6 protein-coding genes and 1 pseudogene are annotated in these 12,843 nt (G+C 38.4%); 3 read left to right on the top strand and 4 right to left on the bottom strand.

Going from position 1 to position 12,843, the window contains the following annotated elements; translation table 11 throughout:
* Positions 1–10 precede the first annotated feature (10 nt).
* Both GSQ19_RS28185 and GSQ19_RS28190 read left to right on the top strand, forming a co-directional pair.
* Entirely contained in the window at positions 11–817 is an 807-nt protein-coding gene (locus tag GSQ19_RS28185) for a hypothetical protein (RefSeq protein WP_011316715.1), read from the top strand.
* Positions 818–872: 55 nt separating this feature from the next.
* A complete protein-coding gene (locus tag GSQ19_RS28190) occupies positions 873–1,493 on the top strand; it encodes a DUF6753 family protein (protein WP_011316716.1) in 621 nt (206 codons plus the stop codon).
* 4 nt (positions 1,494–1,497) lie between these two features.
* Here GSQ19_RS28190 and GSQ19_RS28195 read toward each other — a convergent pair whose 3' ends face one another.
* Positions 1,498–2,286, bottom strand: a complete 789-nt coding sequence (locus tag GSQ19_RS28195) for a response regulator (RefSeq protein ID WP_011316717.1) — start codon at positions 2,284–2,286, stop codon at positions 1,498–1,500.
* Positions 2,287–2,542: 256 nt separating this feature from the next.
* Here GSQ19_RS28195 and GSQ19_RS28200 point away from each other — a divergent pair, with 256 nt between their 5' ends.
* Positions 2,543–2,788 carry a hypothetical protein gene (locus GSQ19_RS28200; protein WP_153228401.1) on the top strand — a complete coding sequence of 82 codons (246 nt, stop codon included), beginning with the start codon at positions 2,543–2,545 and terminating at the stop codon, positions 2,786–2,788.
* 395 nt (positions 2,789–3,183) lie between these two features.
* On the opposite strand, the pseudogene tnpC reads toward GSQ19_RS28200, so the two are convergent.
* The 3 genes and pseudogenes from tnpC to GSQ19_RS28215 form a co-directional block, all read right to left on the bottom strand.
* Positions 3,184–4,353, bottom strand: a pseudogene (tnpC, locus tag GSQ19_RS28205) (IS66 family transposase); the annotation flags it as partial.
* A complete protein-coding gene (locus GSQ19_RS28210) occupies positions 4,319–4,741 on the bottom strand; it encodes a hypothetical protein (protein ID WP_236577848.1) in 423 nt (140 codons plus the stop codon). The gene GSQ19_RS28210 and the pseudogene tnpC, both read right to left, overlap by 35 nt.
* Before the next feature lie 7 nt (positions 4,742–4,748).
* On the bottom strand, positions 4,749–12,494 hold the full coding sequence (locus tag GSQ19_RS28215; RefSeq protein WP_011316719.1) for a hypothetical protein: 7,746 nt from the start codon (positions 12,492–12,494) through the stop codon (positions 4,749–4,751).
* Positions 12,495–12,843 lie beyond the last annotated feature (349 nt).

Below are 12,843 nucleotides of genomic sequence, written 5' to 3' on the forward strand. Positions count from 1 at the left end.
CTTGGTTTTTATGTTTGGAAAGCGTTTTATAATTACATCGGGTGATGCTCGTGTGGGTAAGTCCACAGTTTCTCGGCTCTTGCTGGAATTGTACTTGAGAAGTAAATGCAATGCGCGTGTTTTCTACCACGGTTATCGTAACAAGCTATCGATGTATAAAACAAAAGGTTTTGAAATAAACCATTTGGGATTGTCTAGGGGCGATTCGGATAGATTATTACTTGACTTAGAAATGTTTCCAAATATTGATGTAGTTTTGACGGATATGCCAGGTCAAAACCACCAAGAGTTCAAATTTTTTGATAAAGATGTTTCACTGATAGGAAATCTTAACCATCTCGGATATCGTGTTACTTTCTTGCACCCAATATCACATCGTAAAGACTGTGTTGAAGATTATCTTGAGGATTTATACCAGCATTTTGGTAGTCAAGTTGACTATGTTGTTATCAAAAATTATTACTTTGGCAAGCAATTTCGATACTATGAAGGTAGTAGATTCCAAGCTGATATTAAAAATTTAAATGGCTTGGAGCTAGTTTTGGGCGGGTTGCATAACGACTTTTACCAGTTGCTTGAGGATACTGGTTTACCCTATGCTCAACTTATTGGAACTGACTCCCCTCTTAATACTATTCAGCGTTCAATAGTATTCAACTGGATGGAGAATTTTCAGAATTCTGTTATTTCTAATGCGATCGCTTCTAATTATTTAGGGCTAAGTAAGAACTGTACAGAACTAGCTTCTGTAAGTGCAAATCAACAAAATAATTCCAATTTTGATGTAAATGAAGATATTGAATCTGAAGAATGGTAAGTATTAGCTTTACCAAATTGACAGTGAGGTTTTAAATTAACTGTTTAAACAACCCATGACTAATATTGCAAAAGTTGTTGAAAAAGTTATTGCAGAATATTCTGAAGAAAAGAAAGCAGAGATTACTGATTGGATACTTAAATTAGGTGTTCGACCTGATGACCCCTTGTTTAACCTATACGCGGAACTAGGTACAACCCAATTTGCGTTGCAGCAGCTACCCGGTAGGCTTGACTCGCTTGTGGTGGGTTGGACTGACATGGTGGACGATAAGTTGAATAGTGCTTCTAAGGTGGCAATACAACAACAAAAAAGTGCGATCGCCCAAGCTGCTAAGGATTTAATTAAGATGACTAAGCAAGCTGGCGGGGCGTTGCCTTTCTTGGGTGTAAGTAATTGGCGATTGGCACAAGTAGCGGGAGTGTTGGGTTTTGTACTGGCTTTGGGAGCTGTAATTGGTGTTTCTACATACAAAACTATTGCTGGAAGTGTAACTTTTCAGCAGGCGGCTTCTGGAACTGCTATTTTACAACCCGAAGATAAAAAGCTTCTGGATTGGGCTAAATCCAATGAAGGTAAAGTAGCGCGTAGTATTTATGTTAGAAACGCTGCCATTATTAAAACTTGCCGCCAGCAGAAGAAGTATTCAGGCGGCTGCATAATTGCAGTTGATTAATTTTCTAGGCAACCCAGCCTTTGTATCCCTTATTACTCGTTTTAGCTGTATCTTTTTGACTATTTTGGTTGGTTTTGACTCTTGTGTGGGTTGCTTGAGTAACTTCTTCTTCGATTTTCATGTCTGCAAAGCTGAGGATTCCCAGGCGGATAGCTTCACGGATAGCGTTTAATCTATCTTTGACTCCTAATTTGATAAATGAATTATGTAAATATGACCTGACTGTACCTTCGGAAACATACATGACATTAGCAATTTCATTATTTTTCATGCCACCAGCCGCTAATTTGAGAACTGTAATTTCTTTATTAGAGAAATCACTTAACAAATCTAGTGAATCTCTATCGGCTGTGTCATTTGACCTAAGATTATCAATCAGAATGCGATTAATAGTTGGGTCAATCCATGATTCGTTATTGTACGCAGCCATTACTGCTTCAATGAATCTTTCTCCTACTTCTTCTCTGGCATTATTTTTACAGTAGTAGCAGTCTGCGCCATTACTTATTGCTGCGTTAATGGTATCTCGGCTGCTATTTGCAGTCATAACCACTATTTTAATTGACGTGTGTTTGCATTTAATTAAACTTATGACATCAGTGCCATTGATATCAGGTAAATCAATATTTATCACCACGATATCTGGCTTTTGTTGGTCAACAAGTTCTATTCCTTGTTTTCCGGTTTTTGCAAGGCCACATACCTGGATTTTACCAGTTTCAGATAATATCGTCGCCGCACCAACCCTAGATATGTTCTCATTTTCAATGATGACAACATTAATAGGTTTCATATTACATACTGTTTGGTTTAGTATTGTCCCTGATAATAATACTTATAGCACTTACTTTTTACTGTTTCTTAATCTTTACAGTTACTATAAATTAATCAGCTTATTTAAAAACTTTATTTTTGAATTTAAAAAATTTACAAAGTGATTGGATGGTTTGTGTAGTTTTCATTAAGCAATCTATTTACTAGATTCTCATATTGATAAAATTTGATGTTAATGTGTTTAAGTGAATTTTTATAGTAATAAACAATTTTTTATGAATGTCAATAAACTTTTAGGATGGATAGAAAATATTGTTGTTTGGTCTTTAATAGGAATGCTATGTTTGGTCGGGTTAGGTAGATTACCTATTAACCCGACGAGTTTGTTTGACTTTAGTGCATCTTTTTACTATTTTTCTGTTGCGGTTGTTATTTGCCCCAAAACTCCCTTGAGTTTTAATAACAAGCTAGTTTTGGGGTTTATAGCTTTCTCGTATGGTGTGTGCTTTGGGTTGATTTAATCTATCTCTTGAGTAGCATCCTGGTTTTTAAATTGTTGTTGGTTCTGTTCGCAGCGTGTTTGTTGCTCATCGAACAGAGCCTTAAACCGTTCAAATTCATTATAGGTAAGGTTATTGATGATGATAGAGTAACTCTCTGAGCTATGATTACGAGATGCTAGGAGTGCTTCTTGGCTTGCTTCTGAATCAGGCGAATTTCTATCAAGGCTAAGAGTTTCTGAATCTTCTTCTAATTTTAAACTTGCAGTATATGCCTCACTTTTATAAAGAATACTTTCTGTCTCTTTGTCTGGTTTTCCAAATATATTTAAGCGGTCTAAAATTACAGGAATAACAAATTGTTGAATGTGGAAATTAGCAATAATAGATTGTACTTTATCGGTAAGGATTCAGGTCTAATATTGCGGAAGTAAAGAGGGGCGAGAGTGAGAATTATTAGAATCAGCAATTAGAGCTTGCACAAAAAAATCAATAACAGACCTACCTTGACGGCGACAAGTCTGCACTACCGTCAACAAATTGGCAGTATGTTGAAACCGCTTCATCGAGCGTGAACCACCACTAACCTTACGTTTTGTCACAGCTAAACGCAGCGAGCGTTCAGCGAGATTATTATCAGGAGGAACTTCAGGATGGTCAAGGAAATACCACCACTTCATCAATTAAATTGACAAAGGTTTCGCCGATAGCTTTGTTGTGAAGACCGGGAAGTTGAATCAATTTTTTGAAGTGACGACGTAGATGAGCCAAACATTTCTGTTGGGCAACAGCTTGATAGCCATTATAAACACTAAAATCATCGCTGCTGAGTACACCTGTATACTCAGTCCCTAAAATTGCTTCTAGTTCGGCTCTAGAACGAGTATCAGCCGCAGTAAACAGGCAGAATTCAGAATTAGCCACTACCCACAACCATTCTTTAACCCCTTTAACTGACCAAGGTGTTTCATCTACATGGATGTTAGGTTGTGTCTGTTTTACCAATTACTTAACTCATGAATACTCGGTTCAATTGCTTGTTGTATTCGTTCATTGGTGGCGACTAAAGTTCCCAATCCAATTTCAATCTCACCAAGTTCCCAAAGCATTTCCTGCTGTTTTTCGTAGGGCATATGTGCATAGTTATTTGTCCACCCTAAAAATGCTTGTAACGACGTTCCTAAATCTTGTCCTGGAATAATTTCTTGGGGCCAGGCTGCTGTTTGTATATTTCCACAGCATTCACACACGCACGTATGGCGTTGATACTCAACTATTTCTATGGGACATTCTACTAGTTGCGCTACCGCGTGTTTTCTACTTTTACTGCTAGGGGTGCAAATGCTTTTTGACCACAGTAAATGCAATCCGTTGGACGTAAAATTTCATAGCGATCTACTCTGCCAAAACCCTTTCGAGTTTTACCTTGATGTCCTGGTTGCCCACCTGGTTTCTTTTTCGGTGGGTTTGATTCCTCAAGGTGAGGCACTTTTTCTTTTTCGCTTTTTTTTTTTGTGAATGTCTTGTGATGGAGGTTTTGATGAATTAGAACTATCTAAATCTCTGCTGACTTTTAAACGCTTTATCGTGTTGACATTCTTCTACTAGGTCGCCATTATTATCGTCATTTTTATTTGTAAAGTTTTTTAGAACTTCTGGTTCAATTGTATTGTCTTTAGACTGGCTTACTTCGGGTTGTAAAGATGACTCTTGACTAACTGGATTAACAAAATTGACAGTTTCAATTTCTGTGGAGCTTAACTTTACTTCTTCTTGTGCTATTTCACTGATTCTATTTATTTCTGAATTTAACTTTAACACAGCCTCTTGTCGTTCCTGAGCAGTTGGAGGATTTTTTGCATATTCTGCAAATTTTTCATCAGGTATATTAAGCTGTGCAATCAATTCTCTAAGGAGACAAGCTTGCATTGCTGGAGTTAAACCTTCTACTGGAAACTCGATTAGTTCTTTCATAGTAAAATTACCTTTCTACTAAATTTTTTTTGACATCTTTGAGTGCATTATTGATGCGATCGCTCATAACTTGAAAATCTTGTAATGTTTCATCACTAATGTTACTTACTTGAGTTTTTCCTTGTTTGACATATAGCAAGATATTATCCTTTTTATCTTTAACTAAATAAGTTTGGTTTTGAGTCTGAGTAGCAATCTGATATTTTTCTGTTTGGACTGTCATAATGCCATTAATATCTTCTTGTCCAATTGTCTTAACTACACGTTGAGCAAGACTGGTCATCTCATTAACTTTTTCTAATTCTTTAATGTCTTGTTCCATTGCCTTAAAAGCATTCTCAAGACTAATATTTTCTTGAATGTATAAATTAGTTACCTCCTGAATTCTATTGAGATATGTGTCTGATTTACCGAGTTTTTCAGCCGCCATATACCAGTCTTGAAGATTTTGCACTGTATTAGCTTTCATCCGCTCGATAATGCTATCCATCGCTCCAACTTGCTGCATTTTGGGTTGAGCAGGTGATGCGAGTGCTTGGTCAATATTTGGTTGTTGGCTTTGTTGCGGGGAGAAAATGCTCTTGTCTTTAGCAATTAATGAGTTATGTAATACTTGTGTATTGGTAGAAATAATATCGCTACTAACTTTGCTGTTTTCTACAGGATTAAATACTGCGTATCCTTGGGAAGTTTGTTCTACTTTGTACCCTTTTTCTTGAAGATAATTTTGAACTAATTGGTCAGTTCCTTGTGCATTTCCGACTAGAAAAGAGCTTTTCACTGCTATTGCCTTATCAAGTAAGGGTTTATAGTGATTTTCAAATGTTTGGGCAATTTGCTTGCTTGTTACTCCACGCCACGGGCCAGATCCGGACACCATAATGATGTCTTCTTTTGAGTAATTTCCTGTGTTGGCGCGTTCCCCCCATGCTTGCTCGTAATTTCGTGTGCTTGAAGCTGTACCAGGGGGTGCAGCTGATTTACCGATAAACTGGGTAGCTATTTGGGCCATCGCAATATCTTTTTTCATATGTTCAGCGACGGCGGCGTTTATAGGTTCGAGTTGGGACAGTGGATTTGTGGGCCGCAGAGCAGTTTGTTGGGACTTGTCCTGCTGGGTTTGTACTGTAGTTTGTTGTGATTTTGCAACTACATATATATACGCTTCGCTAAGGGCTTGAATAAAAGCGGATTCTTTACCCTTACCCTGCCACTGTTGATCCTGGGCGTTAGTTATGTTTGTACAGTTCTCTAACCAATTGACTCCCCCGCGTTTGGCGATCGCCTCAGTCAGCCGGGGATGTTGTTCGAGTTTAGCCTGAAGCACTTCTACCATTAGCTGGTATTCATCAACTGATGGATACAACTGCTTTTGGTGATTAAATGCGTGTTCGGCGGATGCGTATGCTACCCCTTGAGGTTTTTGGACATGGGTTTCTAATCCATACTGCCCAGCAGGGGCTTCTGGATCATTGTTGACTGAAACTTGGTAATCGTTTTGCAGCTTGCCTTGTTCTTTGGCGAGTGCAGTGGCAAGGCTGAGTGCTACTCCCAGCCCATCTTTGGAGTCGGGGCTGATATTTACTGGAGTTGCAGGTTGTTTTTGGATGGTTGGGAACGGAACAATTTTGTCATTGACATAATCTCCTAGTGGCTCCATGAATAAGCCATATACTTGACTTTTACTCGCTTGAGTTTGGGTAAGTTCTTTTGGTGAATGCTTCTCCCATCTCGCCCAGGCTTGCTGGTAACTTGGGTCTTGAATCATTTGGGTGGTAATTTTGTATTGCTTACCTACCCGAAAAGCAACTTGCTCGCCGTTTTTACCTTGGGCGATCGCAATATCTCCCTCATTGATACCATAAGTTTTTTGGTAGTCTACACCTCTGGTAGTGTGTATCCTACCGTGTCCGCGCATAGCATCAATGGTTGTATCAACTGGTATCGTGGCAGCTTCGCCGTGCAGATGCAGCGAATAGACCATTGGTATTGGTTTGCCAGATATAGTCGGGTTGTATGGAATTTGAGAATTAGCAGCGCGTGCCGCAGTGGAATTGCCAATGGCGATAATTTCTTCGACCGTTAGTTGGTTTGAAGGGTGTGAGGGTATGTTTTGGGCGACTTCTCTGAGGCTGGTATAACTGCGCTCTACTTTAATTTCTCCCCCTGGTGTCCACTCGTTAGCTTTGATGGTGAGGTTGTTGTTGCTTTGGACTACCGCACGCGGAGGTTGGTTTGAGGTGAGGAAGTTCTCAAATTTTTGGCGAACGCTGTTTTCTCTGCCCAAATCGTTTTTAATTGACCAGATGTTGATAGACCATCTGCCAACCTCAGTATTCAGTGCAGCGTGTTCGTTCTTGCAGTTAAAGCGGGTTACTGTACCCGACTCAAGTTTAAACTCTTGGTATGGTGCGTCCTGATTCTCTTCACTAGTCCATGCCATTCGTTCCTTAGCAGCGCGATAGCCCCAGTCAGAATTTCCGATATTAATGCTGCGGGCTTCCGTCGCGGCGTAGGAGTCATCGCGGTGGTAGTTAATGCCAGCACCGGGGTTCTCAGAATAAGTTACCAGCACAATATCAGCGTCAGGATATACTTGCTTAACAAGTTCCATCAACTTGTCGTCCTGTACCCCTGGCTTGAAGTCTTTATCCTTCAAATCCCATTTTGCACCGACCCAGGCGACTTGTCTCAGTGGTGCATAGTTAGATTTGTCATTTTCAAGTATGGGTTTGAAGTGGGTTTCAAGATGCGATCGCAGCTGTTCTACTTTTTTCTCGCTTATCTTACCCAATATTTCGATAGCTTTAGTTGGATCGGCTTGACGCGAGTTGGGTAGTAATATTGGTTGATTCTTAGCTTCTGCTTGTATATCCGTTAATACTTGTATCTCAACCGCGTTTTGATAGACTTGTGAAATTCCTCCAACTGTGGCGTTAGTATTTGATTGAATATTAGTTGTATTCTTTTCTGGTAAAGCTTTAGCAGGAATAATTGGTACTGGAGAATCTTCTTGATTCAGTTCTCTTGGACGGTTAGGAAGTGCTTGTAAAGCTTTTTGGTACTCACTAGTTTCTGGAATTTGGTTTAATTTTAAAAGACTACCTTCAGTTGCAACTTTTTGATTTAACTCTGCACTAAGCTGTTCATAGCGGTCAAAACCATCAACTTCACCAATATTAATAGCTTCTCCAAGCAAAGTATTTAATTCTTCGGTTATTTTCTCACTAATCTCATTTTTATTAAAAATAAATGTAGCTGTGTTACTCTCAATAAAATAATCGTTTTCAGTAGACTTTGATTCTAACCAAGTGGCTACAGCGATCGCGTCTTGTGCAGGAACTACTAGTCCAAAAGCTTCTTGAGTTTCTGCCTGCGCTCCATCCGGGAAAGTATATTGTTGATTTGGATTATAAAAATATACAGTTTGTTGGGGAATGATTGGAGTGGGTTGTGAGGGTGTATCTGCACTTTTGATATGACCACCAGCACGGTTAATAAAGGTTTGTCTTAATTCGCTGCTGATAGTAGTTTCATCAAGTACGAATACAGTCATTCCTTTTTTGGCTTCTAACCGAGCTTGTGATATAGGAAGCTGTTCGTATGATACTCCTACTTTTTCGAGATACTTTTTGGTTTTTTCGGCTATATTTTCATCAACTGCTAATCCTAAAAGCCCTACTAATTTTTGCTCTTTATCTTGGAACATGATTGTAGGGCGTTCGTTAATTTTACCGAGTATTTGGTTGCGTTCTTCTTGCTGCTCGTCTCTGACAGGCTTTTCATTACTTATAAGCTGACTGCGTTTAACCCATTTATCGGGATATTGTACTGTTTCTGGATTAATAATTATTTTACAAGTACTTTCATTACTGGTAATCTGTACAGGGATAGTGGTTCGTTGTTGGTTTTGGCGAATAATACCCGTATCAATTAATTTTTGTACAGTGCTACTTTCTTTCCTTTGCCACTGTTTTTGTATATTCCCTTTATTTAAATCAGCTTCGAGACGTTCATTATGCTGACCAATAATACCGAGTGATTGGTCGCCAATTTTAGCAATATAAACGTGCTTTTTATCAAATGCACGAACTAAAGTTTCTTGAAATGCTTGGTTGTTAATCTCCTGTTTCTTGTATTTTGGATTCGTAATATTAATTCGTAACAGATTACTTTGAGATGTTTCTGCTATGGCATAGGCATTTTGTCCAGTGATGATAGTTTGAATTTTAAGATGTAACTTTTGCCCATTCCCAGGCTTTTCTGCTAGCCAGCCTTGAGCAATACCTTCTTTGATTGATTCTTTATCAATATTGCCTAGTTTTTCAGGTTTATTACCATTTTGAAGATAGATAGTATAGTCTTCCCGAATCAGGTCAACCTTTTCGATTGTTAACATTACAGGTTCATTATTAAACCTCTGGGAATTCCCAAACTTATTAACTTCGCCTACCTTGAAAGTTAGTTCTGGTAGTCCAGGTACTTTGGTTGTAACAGAGGTGGTATATACTTCACCTTTTTCGACACTGCCAATAGCAATAGTACCAATTGGCAGCCGAGCATTACTTTGTTCAATATTTCCAAATGTTTTGTAACTACCCTCTTGATTCTGAATTTCAATTACGCTTTTTCCATCTTCAGCTAGATTAAATCGAATACTCTGAGGTTGATTTTCATTAAAAAACTCACTATTCCGGTCAAATCCAGTGATACTAAACTCGGTAAACTTGAGTATATCTAACTGACTAACAATCTCTTGAGGAAAGGCAGCAAAGGCGAAATTAGAAACTTTGTTCTGGCGATCGCTACTTTTATCATTACTACTCTCACGAGTAGTTGATACCGCCCAGGTGGCAGCTGCCATTGTTAGCTTTTGGTCTTCTGAAATCGAATTATAAAATTCCTCTGCTATCTGGTAAGCTTTTTGGTAAAGAAGTTTAATTTGACCTTCGCTTAATTCAGGCTGGAATAATATTTTGTTAGATTTTACTTCTTGCCCAAGTGTAATTCCTATTTCTTCGAGTTTATTTTCTTGCTCCCTTGCCAGTGTTCCTAATTTTCTAAACTTGGGTTTACCATTCTCAGTTCCATCGTTAATTTGAGCATAAACTAAATATTTATGCGGGCGGTTATTGTTGCGTTTATCTTCGGATATTTCTGATACTTTTATCGTAATTGTATTAGCTTTCCAGATAAATTCATTATCATACTGTAGAAGATTAGTTATACTTACTTGATTACCATTAGCAAGGGTAATATTTGCAGATGGCCCTTTTTCAGTTTCTTTTTGTTTAGATAGCTCACTTGCTCGGTTGAATGATTTGTCGAATTCTTTTTTGATGAGGGTAGCTCTTAATCGCTGTTCGTGAGAAAATTCAACCCCTTTAAATAAAGCTTGAAATTGAACGATTTCACGCGATTCGAGGCGAGCTTTTTCAAAATACTGGTTGGTTTGAGCAATTAGTAACTCAACAGGTGAGTATCCTGTCGGTTGAATTGTATTGTCAATATAGACATCTTTCTTCTTATCCTTAATATAGTTGACTTCACGGTGAAGAATCCGACTATTATTGCGAATAATTTCAATTTCGGGTTTTTTGGCACTCTTAAAAAGGTCAACTGCAATTTGATTTTGAAATGCTGCCTCAGCAATCATTTCACGGTACATTTGGGTATTAATGTTCATCGCCACTAGTGTATTGGTGGGTTCTTGTCGAACAGTTTTGATGAACTCTTCCATGTAACTGCGATACTTGGTCGGAATCTCCTTCCCTTCAATACCCTTGGATTTTGCCCAGACTTCTGTTTTGAATAAATCTTCGTAGTGTTTGGCTACCTGCTGTACGTACTCTATTGAGTCTTTTTCACTACCAAAGTTTTTTAGAATCGTAATTTCTGACTCTAACGCCTCAATTGCGGTAAGGTGATTGTTGATAACACCCACACTAATGCCATCGCTCATGTGGATGGCGATTTCCTCAAATTCTGCCTGAGAGCCATCTTCTTGGTAAAAAGATTGTTTTTTAAGTTTGACAGTTGGAGCGTAGGCGTTTTCAGGAAGGTTACGCTCCTTTGCTTCGATGGTGAGGTTGGGATACTTGCTTGCCCGCTCGAAGCCGATACAATCACCATCGTAATCGCGTGCCTGGCGCTCTTGTTCGGACTCTTGAGGAAGAATCTCTAATTCATAACCAGCAGATTTTAGTTCTAAAATATACTGATTAAATTTGTTAGTAAACTCTATTTTATCCCTAGTTTCGAGCTTACTAATACTTTGGTCTAAGTAATTTTCAATACCTGCTAACTGGATATTTTTTCCTTGAGCTTCTGGCAGGATAGATTTAATTTGCTCATTGAGGCGGTTGTAAATGCGATCGCTTGTTTCGTCCGAGACAGCGATCGCACCAGCGAGAGGTTGACCATCAGGCCCAAGGATATCTTCTACAATTTTGTTAGTTGAGACGCACAGACCATTTGAGTTGAGGAAAGGGGAGCGGAAGTTGAGAACTTCTTCCCCGTCTTGATAATGCGGTATAGAAATTTCCCCATTTTGCAGGTCTTTGGAGGGAATGACCATTGCTCGCTCAAACGTTAACGTCTTGCCAATGGCGATTTCTTTCCACTCGTTTTGGACGAATCGGGCGAGTTCGCGCTGTACCTTCTCAGTTTCGAGAAGTTGCCTTTCTCCTTGCAGGTCAGCTTTGATAAGTTTGTAAATAAACGAGTCAGTAGCAATGCGATCGCGCAGTGTTTCTAATTCTTCTGCTACTGTTGGATCTTCTGCTGCTTGTTCTTCTAGTGTGGTTGCTTGTTCTTCAAGAAAGGCTTTTCGCTTCTCGTACTTTTCGCAGTAAAGTTGTGCAAGTTGCCGAGGGTCATCCTGTGCTTCCTTAAGCTTTTTGGCTTCAAGTTCTAGCTGTTCTGTAAAGTCTTTCAGTCCGTTAGGGAATGAAGCGAGTAACTGCGATATAGCTGTCTTGCCGAGTTCAGATTGTGATTTTTCACCTAGCCAGATATTTTGTCGGTACAGTCCAGGTTGAATCTGAGGCTTAGTCGGGCTATTAGGATTGTCTTTATCAGTTCCCTTGAACGCAGATAAGGGAAGAATTAGGTCAATTTTAGTTGAGTTATTTGAGTCTTGATAATTGAGGATTTGCTCAAGATTAGCAGGGCGTAGTGTACCTTTACCAAAACGGTATTTCTGATCATCTCCGTCTCGATCAGTCCAACCGAAGCGGTGCTGAATTACTCGATATTTATCACCTTTTTGATGTTTGGTTAATTCGTGATACAGTTCTTTTGATATTTGTCCGTAACAGTCTCCTGTTAACCGATATGCTTGGTCATTACTGATAATGCCGCCATTTTCACCATTATTATCATCAACTATTAAAATATTTAACTCTTTATTGACAGCATTTCTACATGAACCAAGAAAGATAGACCCGTAAGCACCTCTATCTTTGTTATCAGGGCATAATTGTCTAATTGTATCTAGGCATTCTTCGGGGCCATATAATAACCGAGTTTTTGATGATAATAATAATTTATTACCTTCAGGATGATTAGTTAATTGTTCCACAGTAGACTTTTCGTCCATATGCCCGAACGAAAAGTTTACCCCAGGAAAGAAATATTCTAATAGGGTATTATTAAGTTCTTCCTTTAACAGCGAATCTGGATTATTTGTATTACCATCTGTATGAATCCATTGATTTAATCTAGTGTCAAAATGTTTAGCTTGAATTGTCATATATAAACAATTAAACTTATAAAATTAAAGATAAATTTTTACTTTTTGGCACTAAAATACCCGTAGAGTTTAATTTTACTTTCTCTTTATCAGTAATCTATTCAACAAATTTCTAATTTATACTAACAATTTACTAGTATTTAAAAATACTTATTTATAGAAATATTACTTAGTTTATTCTTAATAAAGCCTTATTGAACCTAGTGCCATAATTTAAGTATGCCAAAAAATATACTGACTTATTGATTACTTCTTGCTTAACCCTGAATCAGTAGTAACATTCTTCATGTTTGCCATTATGGTTATGTTTGCAGTTTGAGACGGAAAGCTAAATTCGTGTGGCAGCACC

It is taken from the genome of Trichormus variabilis 0441 (assembly GCF_009856605.1).
GTDB classification, from domain to species: domain Bacteria; phylum Cyanobacteriota; class Cyanobacteriia; order Cyanobacteriales; family Nostocaceae; genus Trichormus; species Trichormus variabilis.